Annotated in this window: 16 protein-coding genes and 1 pseudogene; 5 read left to right on the forward strand and 12 right to left on the reverse strand. The window is 68.8% G+C overall.

What is annotated here, in order from left to right:
• Window positions 1–9: 9 nt before the first annotated feature.
• From ACWCQM_RS34395 to ACWCQM_RS34405, 3 genes are read right to left on the reverse strand one after another with little or no spacing between them, the layout of a single operon-like run.
• Window positions 10–882, reverse strand: coding sequence for a carbohydrate ABC transporter permease (locus ACWCQM_RS34395; RefSeq protein WP_450918995.1), 873 nt, complete (start codon window positions 880–882; stop codon window positions 10–12).
• Window positions 883–917: 35 nt separating this feature from the next.
• The gene (locus ACWCQM_RS34400) at window positions 918–1,889 is read right to left on the reverse strand and encodes a carbohydrate ABC transporter permease (RefSeq protein WP_450918996.1); all 972 of its coding nucleotides are present in this window, start codon (window positions 1,887–1,889) and stop codon (window positions 918–920) included.
• Window positions 1,886–3,232 carry an ABC transporter substrate-binding protein gene (locus ACWCQM_RS34405; RefSeq protein ID WP_450918997.1) on the reverse strand — a complete coding sequence of 449 codons (1,347 nt, stop codon included), beginning with the start codon at window positions 3,230–3,232 and terminating at the stop codon, window positions 1,886–1,888. Before ACWCQM_RS34405 ends, ACWCQM_RS34400 begins: the two co-directional genes overlap by 4 nt.
• Before the next feature lie 285 nt (window positions 3,233–3,517).
• On the opposite strand from ACWCQM_RS34405, the gene ACWCQM_RS34410 reads away from it, so the two are divergent.
• The 3 genes from ACWCQM_RS34410 to ACWCQM_RS34420 all read left to right on the forward strand — a co-directional run bounded on the left by ACWCQM_RS34410 (window position 3,518) and on the right by ACWCQM_RS34420 (window position 10,023).
• Window positions 3,518–4,954, forward strand: a complete 1,437-nt coding sequence (locus ACWCQM_RS34410; RefSeq protein ID WP_450918998.1) for a sulfatase-like hydrolase/transferase — start codon at window positions 3,518–3,520, stop codon at window positions 4,952–4,954.
• 1,127 nt (window positions 4,955–6,081) lie between these two features.
• The gene (locus ACWCQM_RS34415; protein WP_450918999.1) at window positions 6,082–8,673 is read left to right on the forward strand and encodes a glycoside hydrolase family 9 protein; all 2,592 of its coding nucleotides are present in this window, start codon (window positions 6,082–6,084) and stop codon (window positions 8,671–8,673) included.
• A 471-nt stretch (window positions 8,674–9,144) separates the two neighbouring features.
• Window positions 9,145–10,023 carry an ATP-grasp domain-containing protein gene (locus ACWCQM_RS34420; RefSeq protein ID WP_450919000.1) on the forward strand — a complete coding sequence of 293 codons (879 nt, stop codon included), beginning with the start codon at window positions 9,145–9,147 and terminating at the stop codon, window positions 10,021–10,023.
• A gap of 406 nt (window positions 10,024–10,429) precedes the next feature.
• Here the strand turns inward: ACWCQM_RS34420 and ACWCQM_RS34425 are convergent, their stop codons facing one another.
• From ACWCQM_RS34425 to ACWCQM_RS34460, 8 genes and pseudogenes are all read right to left on the reverse strand, one after another.
• Window positions 10,430–11,617, reverse strand: a complete 1,188-nt coding sequence (locus tag ACWCQM_RS34425) for an outer membrane protein assembly factor BamB family protein (RefSeq protein WP_450919001.1) — start codon at window positions 11,615–11,617, stop codon at window positions 10,430–10,432.
• A gap of 185 nt (window positions 11,618–11,802) precedes the next feature.
• Window positions 11,803–12,132, reverse strand: a pseudogene (locus ACWCQM_RS34430) (MmyB family transcriptional regulator); the annotation flags it as partial.
• Between the two features lie 344 nt (window positions 12,133–12,476).
• Window positions 12,477–12,692: a hypothetical protein gene (locus tag ACWCQM_RS34435; protein ID WP_450919002.1), complete on the reverse strand. Its 216-nt coding sequence runs from the start codon at window positions 12,690–12,692 to the stop codon at window positions 12,477–12,479.
• Window positions 12,693–12,715: 23 nt separating this feature from the next.
• The gene (locus ACWCQM_RS34440) at window positions 12,716–12,934 is read right to left on the reverse strand and encodes a hypothetical protein (protein WP_450919003.1); all 219 of its coding nucleotides are present in this window, start codon (window positions 12,932–12,934) and stop codon (window positions 12,716–12,718) included.
• 187 nt (window positions 12,935–13,121) lie between these two features.
• Entirely contained in the window at window positions 13,122–13,973 is an 852-nt protein-coding gene (locus tag ACWCQM_RS34445; protein ID WP_450919004.1) for an ABC transporter permease, read from the reverse strand.
• Window positions 13,974–13,984: 11 nt separating this feature from the next.
• Window positions 13,985–14,917 (reverse strand): ABC transporter ATP-binding protein, encoded by a 933-nt coding sequence (locus ACWCQM_RS34450; RefSeq protein ID WP_450919005.1) that lies wholly within the window; start codon window positions 14,915–14,917, stop codon window positions 13,985–13,987.
• Complete coding sequence (locus ACWCQM_RS34455) at window positions 14,914–15,258, reverse strand: transcriptional regulator (RefSeq protein ID WP_450919006.1); 345 nt, start codon at window positions 15,256–15,258, stop codon at window positions 14,914–14,916. Before ACWCQM_RS34455 ends, ACWCQM_RS34450 begins: the two co-directional genes overlap by 4 nt.
• Window positions 15,255–15,767, reverse strand: coding sequence for a hypothetical protein (locus tag ACWCQM_RS34460; RefSeq protein ID WP_450919007.1), 513 nt, complete (start codon window positions 15,765–15,767; stop codon window positions 15,255–15,257). The genes ACWCQM_RS34455 and ACWCQM_RS34460 overlap by 4 nt, the downstream gene beginning before the upstream one ends.
• A gap of 358 nt (window positions 15,768–16,125) precedes the next feature.
• Between ACWCQM_RS34460 and ACWCQM_RS34465 the strand changes: the two genes are divergently transcribed.
• Window positions 16,126–16,488, forward strand: a complete 363-nt coding sequence (locus ACWCQM_RS34465) for a hypothetical protein (RefSeq protein ID WP_450919008.1) — start codon at window positions 16,126–16,128, stop codon at window positions 16,486–16,488.
• Window positions 16,485–16,871 (forward strand): hypothetical protein, encoded by a 387-nt coding sequence (locus ACWCQM_RS34470; RefSeq protein WP_450919009.1) that lies wholly within the window; start codon window positions 16,485–16,487, stop codon window positions 16,869–16,871. Before ACWCQM_RS34465 ends, ACWCQM_RS34470 begins: the two co-directional genes overlap by 4 nt.
• Window positions 16,872–17,049: 178 nt before the next feature.
• On the opposite strand, the gene ACWCQM_RS34475 is transcribed toward ACWCQM_RS34470, so the two are convergent.
• Window positions 17,050–17,652 carry a DUF6000 family protein gene (locus tag ACWCQM_RS34475; RefSeq protein WP_450919010.1) on the reverse strand — a complete coding sequence of 201 codons (603 nt, stop codon included), beginning with the start codon at window positions 17,650–17,652 and terminating at the stop codon, window positions 17,050–17,052.
• Between the last annotated feature and the right edge of the window lie 65 nt (window positions 17,653–17,717).

A 17,717-nucleotide genomic window follows, 5' to 3' on the forward strand; every position in this document is an offset into this window, starting at 1 on the left:
GGTCTGGCGTCACTTGACCGAGCCGACCGTCATGCCCTCGATGATGCGTCGGCCCAGCCATACATAGCAGGCGAGGACGGGAAGGATGACCATGGCCACACCGGCGAACAGGCCGCCCCAGTCGGCCCCGTTGTACTGCATCTGCTGCAGGAAGCCGAGCAGTGCGAGGGGGAGCGTCTGGTGGTCGGTGGTCTGGATGAAGACCAGAGCGAAGACGGTCTCCCCCCAGTGCTGGATGATGTTGAGGATCAGTACGGTGACCAGGCCGCCGCGGGCGAGCGGCAGCATCACCTGTACGAAGGTGCGCAGTGGGGAGGCACCGTCCAGGGACGCCGCCTCCTCGAGCTCGACGGGCAGCGTGGAGAAGAAGCCGGTCAGGAAGAACACCGCGAACGGCAGCGAAGTCGCCACATAGACGATGATCAGACCGAACAGGGTGTCCACGAGCAGGAGCTGGTTCATCACCACGAACAGGGGAAGCATGACGACCTGAGCGGGGATGCCGAGTCCCAGCACGAAGAACAGGGTGAAGCCGCCGTTGAAGCGAGTGGTGATGCGGCTGAGCACGTAGGCGGCGGGCGCGGCGAGGAGCAGGGTGCCGAGTGCGGTGCCGCCCACCACGAGCACGGTGTTGAGGAATGCCTGCCCGAACAGGCCGCTGGTCCACGCACGCGCGTAGTTGCCCCATTGCAGGGCGTCCGGGAGCTGCCAGGGGTCGGTGAATATCTCGTTCGCGGTCTTCAGCGACGACAGCAGGACCCACAGGCCGGCCAGGACGTTGAAGCCGACGACGAGCCAGACCAGGGGGACTCCGAGGAGCCGGGTGGTGGTGAGCCGGCCGCGCAGGCGAGCGGGGCGACCGGGTGGCGTGGTGACGGCCATGACACGGGCCTCCGGGGATGTGGTGGGCGGAACGGTCAGAACTGCACGGTGTCGCGGCGCATGATCCGCCGGATGAGCACCACCAGTACGGCGACGAGGGCCAGCATGACCACGGCGCTCGCGGCGGCAGAGCCGTAGCGGGGCACGCCTCCGGAGGCGAACGCCTCGCCGTAGGTGTAGACGGCGGTGTTCCACACCCCGGTGTCGGGCATCTGCCCGGCGGCGCCCGCGAAGGCGTAGATGAATTCGAAGACCTTCACGGCGCTGATCGTCCACAGCACCGCGCACACCCCGGCCACCTCCCAGATCAGCGGCAGCGTCACATGGCGGAACTTCTGGAAGGTGTTCGCGCCCGCGAGATCGCAGTCCTCGTACAGCTCGGGCGGGATCTGGTCCACGGCGGCCATCAGGATGGTGGTGTAGAAGCCGGTGGAGGTCCACACCAGGCCGATCATGATGACCCGGAAGAGGTTCTCCTGGCCCAGCCAGTTGGGCGGCTCGTCCATGCCGAGCATCGAGGCGAGCGAGTCGGCGAGCCCGTCGTGCTGGAACAGGAAGCCCCACAGGATCGCGAGCGCGAGGGTGGGAACGATGTTGGGGAAGAAGAGGATGGACCGGGCGGCCTTGCGGCCACTCATCTCGCGCAACACCATCGTCAGCCCGAAGGAGACGGCGAAGGTCAGACCGCCCACCCCGAAGATGATCCACAGGGTGTTGCCGAACGACTGTCGGAACGTGGGGTCTTCGAACAGCCTCTGGTAGTTGTCGAGCCCGACGAACGACATGGGTCCGGCCCCGCCCCACTTGTTCAGACTCAGCCAGAGCGTGAACAGGGACGGTCCTGCGAAGAACACCAGGTACACCAGGACGCCTGGCAGGAGCAGCGGCCAGAAGAGTCTGCGGCGCCGAGCCGCGAGCGGGCTGGGCCCGCTCGGGGAATCCGCGGCGGCCGGTGCCGGCTCTCGCCGCTGGGAGAGCGGCGGGTCGGCGAGCTCGGTGGCGCTCATGAGGCCGACTTCCAGTAGGCGGCGGAGCCGGACTTCAGCTCACCCGCGAAGGCCTTGGCCGTGAGGTGGCCGGTGATGAACTTGGTGTTGAGCGGCAGGAAGACCTTGGTGTACCACTCGGCCTCGGTCTCCTTGACCCCGTCGAGCGTCTTCACGACCTTCCCCGAGGCGACCGCCTTCTGTGCGTCGGCCAAGTCCTTCGGGGCCGCGATGTCGGAGCGCGGGGTGAGGTTCGACGCCTTGGTGGAAATGCCTTCCAGCTGCTTCTTGGCGAGGAAATAGGCGATGAACTGCTCGGCGGCGGAGGCGTTCTTGGCCTTCTTGGGGATCGAGAAGCCGATCAGCGAGATGTCCTGGCTGATGTCCCCGCCCTCCTCGAACGCGGGGAAGGGGAACGACCGGTAGGTGAGGCCGGGTGACGCGAACTCGGCGGTCTCGCTGGGAGCGAAGGTACCGAGCAGCAGGAAGTCCGACGCGCCCTGCGCCCACTTCTGCTGGACCGCCGGCCACTTGGACCCGTCGTATCCAGGGGTGAAGTCGTCGGAGGAGACCAGCTTCTCGATCCGGCGCAGCGCGTCGACGAAACCCTCCGCCTCGAACGCGGCGCCGCTCTTGTCCCTGGCCGCCTTGGCGAAGGCGCCCGGCCCGAGTTCGCGCAGGACGGCGTAGTACGTCCAGTAGGCCGCGTAGTCGGGGATGTCGCCGTCCAGCGCCAGAGCCCCGTCGCCCCCATGGGCCTTCTTGCGGTCGGCGAGCAGTTCTGTGAGGTCGGCCCAGGTCGTGGGCGGGTTCTCCGTGACGTCCGGCAGGGCGTTGCCGTCGTACCAGATCTGCGTGGTCAGCACCTCGTAGGGGATCTGCCACAGTGCCCCGTCGGTGGTGTTCAGATCGCGGTAGCGCTCCGGTATGACGCTGCCGACGGTGTTACCGCTCTCGCCGGGAATCGGCTTGTCCAGCACGGATGTGAGATCCAGGGCCTGGCCGGTGGCCTGGAGCTGCGCGTAGGCGAACCGGTCCGCGGAGTCGACGAGGTCGGCGGGTACGTTGGCGGTGTTCAGCGTCGGCGCCAGCTGCTGGATCACCTGGCGGCCCTTCCACTGGACGTCGACCTCGATGCCGGTGTCCGCGGTGAACTGTTCGATCGCGGCGCTCAGCACCTCGGCCTGCGGCTCGTCCTGCTTCCACATCGACCAGTACGTGAGCGACGTGCCGTCCGCGCTGCCTGATCCGGTGCCGGAGGAGCAGGCAGCGGTGGAGAGAACGAGCGCGGTCGCCAGGGCGGTGGTGAGAATCGCACGGCGAGAGGGGCGAGAAGGACTGTCGGAAGGTCTGGCACTGCGCATGGGGCACTCCTCGGAGACTGCGACTTGGGGGCGAGCCGCGCGGTTGCCACATGTTTTCCAGTCATTCATTGACCGGTCAATCGTCCTCGGACCACATGAATGAGAGATGAATCCCGCCGTCGGCCGCCGATACGGCTGGATCGCCTCACGCCGTGCTGGTGCTCCACGGATTCATGGTGAATTCATCATGCGAGCGCCGGTTGATACGGGCCCGGAGCCCGCGCAGGATCGGATGCACCCCAGGCATGTGGGCCCGCCCCCTGCCCGTCGCACCAGGAGGTACCCATGGCCAGCCGCGATCCCAGCCGGCCCAATGTCCTGCTCATCCTCTCCGACGACCAGGGCCCCTGGGCCATGGGCTGCGCGGGCAACCACGAGATCCACACTCCGCACCTGGACGCCCTCGCCGCCCGCGGAACCCGCTTCAGCCGGTTCTTCTGCACCTCGCCGGTCTGCTCACCGGCCCGTGCCTCGTTGTTCACCGGTCTGTTGCCCTCCCAGCACGGTGTCCACGACTGGCTCTCGTACCACCACGCCGGCCGCACCGGAGTCGACTTCCTCGCCGACCGGCTCCTCTTCACCGATCTGCTCGCCGACGCGGGATACCGCCTGGGCCTGAGCGGCAAGTGGCACCTCGGCGCCAACGACCGGCCGCGCAAGGGCTTCGTCCACTGGTACGCCCACGAGAGCGGTGGAGGTCCGTACCACGGGGCGCCCATGTACCGCGACGAGGTGCGCTCCGAGGAACCCGGTTATCTCACCGACGCCCTGGCGGACGACGCCGAGCGCTTCCTGGCAGCCGAGTCCGAGCGGCCCGAACCCTTCCATCTGTCCCTGCACTTCACCGCCCCGCACAAGCCATGGAAGGGCCAGCACCCCGAGCGATTCACCGACCTGTACGAGAACTGCGCGTTCGAAACCTGCCCGCAGGGGCCTCCCCACCCATGGCAGCCCCTCGATGAGGACGGGGCCCCGATCGGCGGCGAGAGCGACACCCGCCAGGCCCTGATCGGCTACTTCGCAGCGACGACCGCCATGGACGCCGCCATCGGCCGCGTCCTCGCCCGGCTCGACGCACTGGGCCTCACCGAATCCACCCTCACCGTCTTCACCAGTGACAACGGCTTCAACGCCGGCCACCACGGCATCTGGGGCAAGGGCAACGGCACCTTCCCGCAGAACATGTACGACAGCTCGGTGATCGTGCCGTGCCTGATCGCACAACCCGGCCGTGTCGCCCAGGGACGCCACTGCGACGCGCTGCTGTCCCAGTACGACATCCTGCCTACTCTCGTCGACCACCTCGGACTCGACCACTCCCCCGACCCCGGCCTCCCCGGACGCTCCTTCACCGATCTCCTGGGAGACGATCCCCTACCGGACGGCGCCACACCGGACCGCGAACGGGTGGTCGTGTACGACGAGTACGGCCCGGTCCGCATGATCCGCACGCGCGACTGGAAGTACGTCCACCGCTACCCCCACGGTCCGCACGAACTGTACGAACTGGTCACCGACCCCGGCGAGGAGCAGAACCTGGTGGACGACCCGCGGCACGGGGCCGTCCGCACGGAGCTGGCCGCGCGTCTGGACGCCTGGTTCGCCGCATACGTCGACCCGGCCCTCGACGGTGCGCGCCTGCCCGTCACCGGCTCCGGCCAGCGCACCCCTGTCACCCCGGGGTCGCTCGCCACCGCTTTCGAACCCCTGTCCGATGGCTGAGCGCCGGACCGCCGCCGCCGTCGCCTCGACTTCTCCGCCTCCCCCGGCCTGCGACCGCCTCGCGACCGTCAGACGGAACTGGGCAGGGCCGCAGACGCAGCCCTGGCCTACACCGCGGCTGTCCTCCTCCCACCCGGACGCCGACGTGCGGATGCTCGGGTCTGTGCCTGAGCGATCCTGGTCGGGTGAGCCGAGGGAAAGACAGCAGATCGGCGGAAGCCGCGCTGAGGGATCTGCAGCGGTACGAGACCTTGTTGTCCGCGACCAGGCAGAGCCTGTGGACGATGTCCTTGGACGGGGAGGTCACCATGCTGCTGCACGGCGACCACTCCGCTCTCGCCGTCGGCCCGGCGGAGACCCGGGGAGCCTGGCTCGATTCCTCGCACCCGAGGACCGGGCGCGCGTCGAGCGGGAATGGGACGCCGCGGTGGCTGAGGACAGCCCGTTCGACGCTGTGGTCCGAGTCCGGGAGAGGGCAGAGGGCGGGAAGCCCTGCCGGTACCGGCATCTCCAGGTGACCGCGGTTCCGGTGGTGCGCGGTGGACGGACGGTGGAGTGGGGCTGATGTTCCGGCATCTCCTGCTCGACAGCGAGAAGCACGCATCGGGCTAGTTCCAGCTCGGAGATTCGACTCTGCCGTTGCTCGAGTTCATCGTCCGGCATCGGGCGGAGCAGGACACCGCACGCCAGTTGGGTGCGCCGGGCGATTCCGAGCCGGTTGGCCAAACCGGAGCGAAGCCTCGGGTGACCGGCTGATACCGAGGTCGCTCGATCGCCGGTAAGGGCTCCCCAAGGCCTGGACTCCCTATCAGGCCGGGCCATGATCCGGGCCGGAATTGAAGAGCCCCGAACACGCGGCTGAAGAGGTTGGGAGCGTCGCGCGCGAGGCAAGTCGACGATGAAGGAGCGCGCGGTGCCCACCACTCGATGACACTCGCCGCTGTCATGACCCTGGCGGGACCACCCGATCACCCCCCACAATGCAAGTGGGAGCGCTCCCACTTGCAGGAAGGCAGCTCTCCCATGCCCATCGCCCCCGTCGAAGAAAGGCTTCCCCGGTGAACGCCTCACCACTTTCCGCACGGCCTGTGCGCACCCGCCCTCGGCACGGGCGACGTGTGCTCGGGATGTCAGCCGCCGCCTTACTGTTCGCGGCGGCGCTGGCGGTGCCCGGAACGGCCGGTGCGCTCGAAGCCGAACCCGGCCCCGAGCAGATCTCCAACGGCGATTTCGCCGCCGGGACCGCCCCCTGGTGGTGGACGGCGAACGCGCCGGCGGCGGTCGCGGACGGCCGGCTCTGCGCACAGGTGCCCGCCGGTACGACCAACGCCTGGGACGTCATCATCGGCCAGAACGACGTACCGATCGTCGCGGGTGAGAGCTACGAGCTGTCCTACACGGCCACTTCCACCGTGCCTCTGGCCGTCCAGACCCGGGTCCAGGAGGCGACCGAGCCGTACACGACCGTGCTCGCCACTGCGGACCCCGTGGGCACGGAGGTGACCGAGGTGACGCGTACGTTCACGGCCTCGGCCGATCTGCCGGCCGCGTCGGTGCAGTTGCAGATAGGCGGCGGTGAGCGGGCGACGACCTTCTGTCTGGATGACGTGTCCCTGCGGGGTGGCGCCGAACCGCCCGTGTACGTGCCCGACACGGGCTCGCCCGTACGCGTCAACCAGGTCGGCTACCTGCCCGACGGCCCCAAGAGCGGCACCGTGGTCACCGATGCCGACGCACCGCTGACCTGGACGGTGAAGGCCCAGGACGGTTCTAGGGCCGCCACCGGGACGACCGTTCCCCAAGGCGAGGACCCCACCTCGCACCAGCGGGTCCACACCTTCGACTTCGACGGCCTCACCGAGCTGGGAGACGGCTACACCGTCGAGGTGGACGGCGAGGTCAGCGAGCCGTTCTCGATCCGCGGTGACCTGTACGACAAGCTGCGCTCCGACGCGCTGGCGTACTTCTACCACAACCGCAGCGGGGCACCCATCGAGGCGGACCTCGTGGGCGCGGAGTACGCACGCCCGGCCGGCCACATCGGTGTCGCCCCCAACAAGGGCGACACGGACGTTCCCTGTCAGCCCGGAGTCTGTGACTACCGGCTGGATGTGTCGGGCGGTTGGTACGACGCGGGCGACCACGGCAAGTACGTGGTCAACGGCGGCATCTCGGTGGCCCAGCTGATGTCCACGTACGAGCGCACCCTGACCGCCCCGAACGGCGAGTCGGCGGAACTGGGAGATGGCAAGCTGCGGGTGCCCGAACGCGACAACGGGGTGCCGGACATTCTGGACGAGGCGCGCTGGGAGATGGACTTCCTGATCAAGATGCAGGTGCCGACCGGCGAACCGCTGGCGGGAATGGCGCACCACAAGATGCACGACGCCGAGTGGACCGGGCTGCCGATGAAGCCGCATCTCGACCCGCAGCAGCGTGAGTTGCACCCGCCGTCGACGGCCGCCACGCTGAACCTCGCCGCCTCGGCCGCACAGTGCGCCCGGCTCTACGCCCCCTTCGACGAAGACTTCGCCGACCGTTGCCTGCGGGCCGCCGAAACCGCGTGGGCCGCGGCGAAGCAGCACCCGGACGTGCTCGCCGACCCCGATGACGGAACCGGCGGCGGCGCGTACAGCGACAACGACGTCTCGGACGAGTTCTACTGGGCCGCCGCCGAGCTGTTCACCACCACGGGCAAGGACACCTACCGCCAGGCGGTGCTCTCCTCCGACCTGCACGGGGACACGGACGCGGTCTTCCCGGCGGGCGGCGGAATCTCATGGGGATCCACCGGTGGACTCGGTGTCCTCACGCTTGCCACCGTGCCGAACGGCCTGACATCGGCGCAGCTCGACGAGGTCCGCTCCGTCGTCACCACGGCCGCCGACCGTTACGCCGCGCAGTCCGGCGCCCAGGCGTACGGGCTGCCGTACGCCCCTCAGGGCGGGGACTACGTCTGGGGATCCAACAGTCAGGTCCTGAACAACATGATCGTGCTGGCCACGGCCCACGACCTGACCGGCAAGGCCGCCTACCAGGGCGCCGTGTTGCGGGGCGCCGACTACCTGTTCGGCCGCAACCCCCTGAACCAGTCGTACGTCACCGGCTACGGCGAGCGGGACTCCCACAACCAGCACCATCGCTTCTGGGCGCACCAGAACGATCCCGCTCTGCCCCACCCGGCCCCAGGTTCGGTGGCTGGTGGGCCCAACCTCACCGCAGCCGGCTCCGGAGACCCGGTAGCGAAGGACAAGCTGAGCGGCTGCGCCCCGGCCATGTGCTACATCGATGACATCGGCTCCTGGGCGACCAACGAGATCACCATCAACTGGAACGCGCCGCTGGCATTCATCGCCTCCTACCTGGACGACGCGGGCGCGGGCGACCCGGCCGCCCAGGCCCGTGCGTGCGAGGTCACCTACTCCTCACACCCGTGGAACAGTGGCTCGACGGTGACGGTCCGCGTGGAGAACACCGGCTCCGAGCCGGTCTCGCCGTGGGAGCTGACCTGGCTGCTCTCCGGTGAACAGAAACTGAGTCACACCTGGAGCGCGGACTTCACCCAGTCCGGCCGCACGATCAGCGCGAAGCCGCTGGCGTGGAACCGGACGTTGGCCCCCGGGGCGGCGGTCGACTTCGGCTTCAACACCTCAGCAGCGGGCCCGGCTCCAGATCCAGCGGCGTTCAAGCTGAACGGCCGGGCCTGCTCGTCGGGCTGACCTCACCGTAGGTGCCGCACGAGCCAGCTTGAACCACCCTGACACGATCTCAGGCCCATGAGCCCTCCCCGCGGTGCGGGGAGGGCTCATGGGCGACGGGGTGAGCGGCAGCAGACGCGCGGCAACGTACGAGGTGGGACGAATCGGTCCACCGCACGCGGCGCCGAGACGCACTCGGCCCGCAGGCGCGGGGAGCACTCTTCGTGACCTGCAGCGTTGTCCAGCAGGCCCAATCCGCGCAGGGTGCGGCGGTAGATGAGGTGGCGGGCGGGAAGCGCTTGCCCGCGGTCGCTCGCAGCATGACCGACAGTTGGATCCAGCAGCTGAAGTCTCGCGCATCGACGCGCGTCGCTCGTTCCCACTGCACTTCGATTGCGTGCAGGATGCAGGATCTCCGCACATGGCTGGATGCCGTGCCTGGCAGCGCGAAACCCGTGGCCCGAGAGCTGAAGGTTCCGTAGCGTGCCGGTCATGCCGATGCCCGTCCTGTACTGCCGCGATTCATTGAACCCTCGACGCGTAGACGAACACTTCGCGCTGGAAGCTCGGGAGGTCCGCGCCTGTGGCGGAACAGTAGGGCTGCTCGACCACGACGCCCTGTTGCGGGGTGACGCGCAGCAGGCAGTCGCACAAGTTCCGGCTGGGCTGGGAAGTGCCTGGTACCGAGGTTGGATGATTCCCAGCGATCGATACGCCGCGTTGGCTGAGGCCCTGAGCCGACGTGGCACCGATCTGCTCGTGACACCCCAGCAGTACCGCACCGCTCACGAACTGCCAGGTTGGTATGCGATGTTCGTCGACATCTCGCCCGCGAGCGTGTGGCGTCCCACGAAGCCCGGTGAGATGCTGACCGCCGACGACCTGGCTGCTCTCGCCGAACCCCTGCTGCCAGGCTCGGGAATCGTGAAGGACTACGTCAAATCACGCAAGCACGAGTGGGAGCAAGCGTGCTTCATTCCCGATCTCGCCGACGCCGTGGAGCTGACGCGGGTCGTGCGGCGCTTTGTAGAGTTGCAGGAGGAGTTCCTGGCTGGTGGGATCGTTCTCCGCGCCTTCGAGGCGTTCTCACGGCTTGAGTCCGCCGCGGCTGAAGTGCGCGTCTGGTGGCTCGATGGTGAACCCAGGCTGCTGACGCCCCATCCGGACAGCGCGTTGGGGCGCGGGCTGGTGCCCGACCTTGATCACATCGGACCTGCAGTGCGGCGCCTGGGATGCCGGTTCGTCACCACCGACGTGGCCCTTCGCTCGGACGGGGTGTGGCGGGTCGTCGAAGTCGGGGATGGCCAAGTCAGCGATCTGCACCAGTCGATCAGCCGAGGCGAATTGGCCGCGCTGCTGGTAGGTCCGTAGCACGTGCGCTCCTTCCCCGCACCAAGTCACGTGGTGTGCTCGTCGGTCCTTCCTTGTCCGGTTCGTGGGCGAGAGCCAGTCGTCCGTGTCGCGTCGCGGCCGAGTCCGACTGCGGCGAACCCTCGACGTGATTGCCCTTGGCGGCGCCGAGTCGCCGCAGCGCCTGAGAGACCGGAGTGCCGGTCGTCCGGCGACAGCTCCCCTTCGGCCAGGGGCAAATGGCCCGAGAGCCATCTTTCCTCCATCGCAACTCAACTCTGCGATGGGGATTCGGACTCCGGCCGGCCCGTCCCACGACCCCCCACCTGTAATTTCCCACGCCGGCCGGTAGCAGCGGCCCAGTCAGCGTCCAGCCGGCGGCCGGGCCGGGGGGTGGCGGCCGGAACCGGCGGCCACCCCCCACTGCTCACTGCCCGTACGCGACGAGCAGATCGGTGGCCGGCACCACCACGAGCCCGCCGCCCGCGCCGAGACCGGTCAGCGGCTGGGACACGTTGTGCTCGTCGGGCTCGTCGATCGGCGCGCCGACGTCGGCAGACCAGACGGACTGTCCCGTGGCACCGTTGAGCGCCCACAGCTGACCGCTTCGGGAGCCGACGTAAACGTAGCCGTTGACGACGATCGGCGCGGTGCTGATCTGGCCGTCGCCCTCGAACTTCCAGCGAGTGGCCAGGGTGCGGCTGTGCCGCTCCTGGAGGACGCCGTCATCGACGAAGTAGCCCTGGCGCCCGTCGAAGGCCGGCGCGGGTGACCAGCCGGTAGCCTCGTAGGTGCCGCGGACTGTCCCGTCGGCGGTGTTGAGGACCGACGGAGTCATCCCGGCGCCGTCGCGGACCCAGACACCACCGTCGGCGAGAACAGGGGTGCGCCCGCCGCCGCCGGAGCAGTCCGTCTGGTGGTGCCAGATCGGGGCGCCCGTCTTGGGGTCGAAGGCGTATGTCTGCTCACAGGCGTACGAGACGTAGACGCCGTTGGCCGTGACAGCGGGTGAGCTGTTGTCCCCGTTCGCGACAGGCTGGGTCCAGATCACCGCACCCGTGGCGGCATCCACCGCGTATAACGTGCCGCCCGAACCGGCGCCGCCCGTGTACACCACTCCGCCGGCGAAGGTGGGCGGCGAGGTGAAGGAGTACTGGTCGGGCAGCTTGACGGTCCAGATCTCCTTCCCGGTGGCGGGGTTGAACGCCGTCAGCACTCCGTCGTAGTTCTGGGCGTAGAGTCGGCCTCCCCCATAGGCGAGCGCGGACCACCAGTAGGTGCCACCGAGATCGACGGGCTCCCAGGCGTTCTCGCCCGTGGCCGCGTCAATGGCGTAAAGGGTGGTGCCGTACCCGTTCGGCGAGGCGGCGGTGGCGAAGACACGCCCGCCGGCCACGACGGGGTAGGAGACTTTCCCACCCAAGTCGCGGGACCACTTCTCATTGAGCGGGGGCGCGCCCACAGCGGGGTCGACGAGGCTGCCGTCGTGCCGGGCGTTGATCTGGTAGGTGGTCGAGACTGCGGCAGGCGCCTGCTGCGCGCCGACCGGCGACACGAGCGCGACAACCGACAGTGCCGCACCGAACAGGACGGCGATGGTTCTTCGAAGCTTCACTTGGACTTCCCTCATCGTTCGGCATTGCCATGGCAATGCGCTCGGCACGGACCGGCCCCCGGGGCGCGGTGGCCGCCTTCAAGTCCCCATGATCCTCCGTTGGATATCAACCGCCTTTTATTTTCCATTAGTTGCGACGCAACGTGACTGCCCTCACTCTTGCTCGGCACGCGGGATTCGAAGCCTCATTCCCCGGCTGTGCACTTCGACGCGAGGAACCGATGCCGTCCTTGAGCTCGCCCGGGCTTGCCCCGGTCGAGCGAGAGGTCTACGCGGAAGTATTCGCTCTTCATCGTCAGCTCGCCGACCAGCTCGGCGGTGCGGGCATCAGCCGGATACCGGCCGGCGTCCAGGCGCAGGATCGCGGTCATCTCCGCCGCGATCCGCTCCCGGTCCGCGTACAGCTCGCGGGCCTCGGGCGACAGGACGATCCAGCGGGTGAGGTTGCGTTCCCGGTAGGGCATGGCGTCGAAGTCGGCGATCAGGACCCGGCACAGGTGGTTGGTGGCCAGGACGTCGCCGCGCTGCCGTCATCGCCGCCCGCCGCCCCGGGCAGGTCGAGGACCTGGTCGGCACTGGGCCCGACCGGGCCCTTGGGCTGGCGCTGGACGTCACCGACCCCATCGAGATCCACTTCGGTCTCTGACGAGACGATCTCGTGCAGGCCGCGGCCCAGCGGGGCGCGGCTGCCGGTCGCCGCCCTTCGACCCGGTCGACCACCGCGAGCGCCATGCGGTCGAGTGCGGGATCAACCGGCTCGAGAGACACCGTGCGGTCGCCATCAGCTTCGAAGCCACCGTCCTTGCCGCCGCGATCGGAAGATGGCTGTGATCAGTACCAAACGTCAGAGCTGCGGCGACTAGAAGAACGTCATGTCCCAGTCGCCAGAGATCAGGGCCCGTACGGCTTCCTCGAACCCGTGCGCGACCCGCTGAAGTCCTGCGTCACCACCCAGGACGATGTCACCGTTCCCTGCCAGGAGAACCACCTCCTCGGTCGAGAGGGCGGTATCCACCGGCAGGGCGGACATTCCCAGACGCTTCTCCAAAGAGCGGACGTACGCCGGAAACGCCACCACGGCCTCCTCCACGGAGATCGTCAGCGACGCCTCGTTCCCGGTGACGTGCGACGGCCAGAAGACCGTCGTCCGCCATACGTCCCGAGGAACTCCACGAGCTCGTCGGTGACGTCGAAACCCGCCTTCCGGTAGGCCAAGCGGGCCGCCTCGGCGTCCACAGGACCGCACTCGACACGCGAGGCACCGGCGAACGCCCTGATGAGGGACTCCTCCCTCATCAGGCTCTGCTCGTCACTCATCCGGTGTGCGCCTTTCTGGCCATGCCGGCCATGCCAGGTAGCCACGTCTCGGAGTTGTTGCACATGGCGAATCCTCGTCCTCCTGATTGCCGGTCACGATATCGGGGTTCTTCAGATCGGCTCTGGCATTCGGGGCGTTCGTGCCCGTGCGAGGCTCGCCGCGCAGGCCCGTCGGCCGGCCGTTGGCCTACGCGGTCAGCGCGCCGCTCTGTGCCGCCTTGCGGTGGCGGGCAGTCAGCCGCGAGCCGGACTCGCGGCGGGCAGCGCGCCGCAGCAGCGGTACCGCGAGGAGGAACCCCAGGACCGCCCAGGCCGTAAGAACCAGGGCGACCATGGGCAGTTCCCAGGAGCCTGCCACCTCGGCCGTCCGTGCCGAGTCCGGCAGCAGCGCCGAACGCAGGCCCTGTGCGATCCACTTGAGCGGAAACACTGCGGCCACCTGCTGGAGCGGCACGGGCAGCGCGGTGATGGGAAACACCGTTCCCGAGATGAGCAGCAGCCCCATCGTCGGCAGCATGATCAATGCCAGGGCCTCGCGGGGGTTGGGCAGTACGGCGCCTATGGCCGCGCCCAGCGGGACGACGGCGAGCAGCCCGAGTGTGGTGACCCACAGCAGCGTCAGCCAGTCGCCCGGCCCGTGCGGCAGCGGTCCGTCGGCCAGCAGCGCCCCGGCGATCAGGAGCAGCGCCAGGGTGCCGACCGCCAGGACGACCACCAGCAGGCACTTGGCGACGAGGTAGGCCGGGATCCCCCCGGGGGTGGCGCGCAACCGCAGCAGGGTGCCCTCCTCCCGCTCGGTCACGAGGATCTGCGGGAGGTTGATCAGCCCGACCTGGAACAGCAGGTAGGCGGCGAAGCCCGCCAGCACGAGATGAGTCATCGGGGTTCGGGTCCCGGGCACGTCATCGCTGAGATAGACGGCGACGAGCAACGCGACAACCACGTTGGTCAGATGACCGGACATCTCCTTGCCGTTGCGCAGGAGGAGCCGGAGCTCGATTCCGCCGCGCTGGAGCCCGGCACGCCAGCTGTTCGTCATGTGTGTCCCCTTCATGCGGCCGGTGCCTCCTGGTCCGTTTCACTGTCCGTGCCGTCGGCACTGTCCGTGTCGTCGGCCTCTCGGTGGACCATGTGCAGGTAGGTGTCCTCCAGTGTCGGGCGGCGGACTTCGAGGTCGGCGATCGGGCCGTTCGCATGTTGGTGGAGTTCCCAGACCAGCCGGGAGGGGTCTTCGGTTCGTTCGCGGCGGGGCGCCCCGTCGTCGGCCGTCCAGCGGACCTCGGCCTGGGCGGCGGCTCGCCGGGCCAGGTCCGCGGGTGTGCCACAGGCCCGGATCCGGCCGCCGACCAGCATGGCGATCCGATCGGCAAGCCGCTCGGCCTCCGCCAGGTCGTGAGTGGTGAGCAGGACGGTGACGCCCTCGTCGCGGGCCAGCTGTTCGACCAGGACGTGGAACTCGTGCCGCGCCTGAGGGTCGAAGCCGGTGGTCGGCTCGTCAAGGAAGAGGAGTTCGGGGCGGCCGACGATGCCGAGCGCGACGTCGAGGCGCCGGCGCTGGCCGCCGGACAGCCGGTCCACCTGCCTGCCGGCCTGATCGGTGAGGCCGACCAGGGCCAGCAGTTCGGCCGGGTCGCGCGGGTCGGGGTAGTAGGTCGCGAAGTGGGTCAGCAGCTCGGCGACCCGCCAGCGGCGGTGGTCGCGCCAGGACTGCAGGACCAGGCCGATCCGGGCTCGCCACGCGTCGCCTGCCCGCTCGGGATCCGCGGCGAGAACGCTCACCTCCCCGCCGGAACGCTGCCGGAAGCCTTCCAGAATCTCGACGGTGGTGGTCTTCCCCGCGCCGTTGGGCCCGAGCAACGCGAAGACCTCACCGCGGTGGATGTCCAGATCCACGCCGCGCAGGACGTCGACATCGCCGTACGCCATGGTCAGATCGCGCACCTGGATCACGGGCTGGACGTCAGTGCGCCCGGACGTCGTCATCGGCCCGCCTCCGCGTGGGTCTGCTGCTGAGCTGCCCCGGGCGCGGGTCCGGCACTGTCGACGATGGCCCGGAGTGCCGCCACATGTCCCTCGAAGGCAGCGCGGCCGTGGCCCGTGAGCCGTACCCTCGTACGACGATTGCGGCCGCCGCCCTCCTTCTGGATCTCCAGATATCCGGCCCCCTCCAGGGTGTGCAGCTGCTTGGAGAGCGCGGAGTCGCTGAGCGAGAGGCTGTCACGGACGAACGCGAAGTCCGCCCACTCGGTGGCGGCGAGCAGCGCGACCACCGACAGCCGGGTGGCGGGGTGGATCAGCTCGTCGAAGCCGGCAGGGGTACTCATCGGCCCGCCTCCTCGTCGGCCACCCGCTCGCGGCTGCTCCGGACCGAGTCGGCCGCCCAGCGGTTGGCGGGACCGAGGGTGAGCAGGTACACAGCGACCGCGGCCGTGGCCTGGACGAGGCCGGCGCACAGCGGCGCCAGCCGCTCGGTCAGGTGGTCCGACAGCACGACCGTCCCGCCGACCAGCACTGCCGACGCACCGAATGCGGCCCACATGCGCCCGGGGCAGCGAGTGTGATGCAGCTGCATCCGGATCCCGCGTTTGCTCACCACGACCAGCGCGCTCAACAGGACGACGTAGGCAGCCACGAAGAGTCCGACACCCCACTGGGGCAGGTCCATGCCGACGCCGGCAAGGAACACCCACATGAGCGCGGCCGTGCCATAGGTCATACCGCGCCCACCGGACGCCGAGCGCTCGAACTCGTCGTACACCCGCTCCTGCGGCACTCGGATGCGCTGGAGATCCTTCCACGCCTGTTCGGCATCCACCGGCGTACTCACGGCCATAGCCCTCCCGTCCCGAGTACTTTCCTGCAAGGAAAGTACTCTTGACTTTCCTTGCAGGCAAGTCGGAGGTCTGCGGATACCGGGAGGCGGAAGCCGCGACGGTCACCCGCCGTTCCCGTAGCACGAATCGCACCTGCGGACGCCTGCGGCCTCAGCCCCCTGGTCGCGCTTGCCGGGGCGGAAATTGCCCGAAGGGCTCCCGGCCTCGCAGGGGCCAGTGGCAGGCGTGGCTGCCCAAGCGGGCCTCGGGCACGTGCTATCGGTGCCAGGCTCGCCTGTTCCGAGGGCCCGCGGGCCCGAGCAGGCCCCTGGGCCTGGCCCTCGTGGACAGCCGAGAGGCCCCGTCTACCCTGGCTGAATGGATGAGGGGGACTTCCGGGTCGGTGACGTGCTGTCGGTCGCCTGCCCCTTTACGGTTACCAGGGTCGAGCAGCGTGTCACGTGGGATCACGTGGCGGTGCGGTGGCCGTGGTGGGAAATCGACGGCGACAGCGAGTTCGCGCACTGGAATGGGATCGTCGCCCTTGGCGTGAGCGGCAGCGGGCACGTCGCGCCTGAGGTGGAGGCCGAACTGTTCCGAACGGATCCTCCGCCCGAACAGCTGAAGGCTGGAGACATCTGCCAGGTCGGCGTGCCGCCCACCGTGGTGCACGTAACGGCCGTCGACCACCACGATCCCCCACTGGAGACGGCCTGGCTTCCACATCCCCCCAGACCGTGACGGTGCTGCGCCGAGGCCTGTCCTATCGTGAGTTCCCAGACGGGAGCCATCTCGATGGCTCGGGGTACACCATCCACCACGGCGACGGTATCCCCTTCACCTTCGAATTGCTGATGCGCCCCTACGCGTTTCTCCAGACGGGCGACGAAGTCGCCGACATCATGGGCCGGGCATGGCGGTTCGACGGCCCCTGGGACTGGACTGCCTTCGATGGAGAGCCAGCCGGTGCGGGCCCCGCGTGGCCACTGGCCCTGCCCACCCGAGCAGGGAAGCCGTGCTCCGTCGAGGACGCCGAAGCAGCGGCTGCGAGCACGGCCGGCGGTTCGCACCTGGAGATGGTCCGAGACTGGATGGCACTGACCGAGGCCTCGCCCACGCCTTGACCATCGGGACGTCTGCGGGATCTCCCCCGTCGCTGAGCGCGGACCTGTCCCTACAGGCCAACTGTCGTGTCCTGAAGCTCGGGCGCGGTCGAAGGGCATTCCAACCGGATCAGAATGCTCAAGCCGCGGGCACGGACGTCGAGCCAGAGCGTGCGAAAGCGAACAAAACAAACGCAGGTCAGGTGTTGGCGCAATCGTCAACGACGGCGCAGGCGCGGCGGATGCCGCCGAGATAGTTGGAGATGCCGTCATCGCCCTGCATGTGAGGCGCGTCCTGGAACCACCTCCGCCACAGGCCGCCCTCCTCAAGCAAGGGGCCGGCCAGGTCGCCGTGCAGGACGGAGTCGGTGTACGCCAGGGCGCCCATGGCCGTCGGCTGGTCGTAGGCAAGGTCGGGCCGACGCAGGTAGCGATCCAGGTAAGCGGCAAGCAGGTCGGCGTCTCGCGTGGTGCCGAAACTCGCCAGAGCCACGCAGTATGCCCCACCCGCGAAGCAGACCTCGCTCTCCAGCAGCAGCGCTCCCAGGCGCTCGCGGAAGTGGTCACGGCGCGAAACAGCGGCGAGCCACGCCGCGGTCCGCCGCTCGCGCCAACTGCCCTCGAAGAGGATGGCGAGCTCGGCGTCGGAAACAGCCTTCGCATCAGCGGACAGGGCATGAACGAACGGCGCGTACTCCTCGCGCGACATGCGAAGTACTGCTCCGCCAAGCTTCAGGTAGCGGCGTGCCGGGAAGCAGTAGCGGAGGTACAGGGCCTGTGTCTCGGAGTCGTAGCGGATCACCCCTCCATCCTCTCGCGAAGAGCAGGTCGGACAAACAGGGTTTCGACAGCACACAGCGTCATTGC

This window comes from Streptomyces sp. NPDC002125, assembly GCF_053593715.1.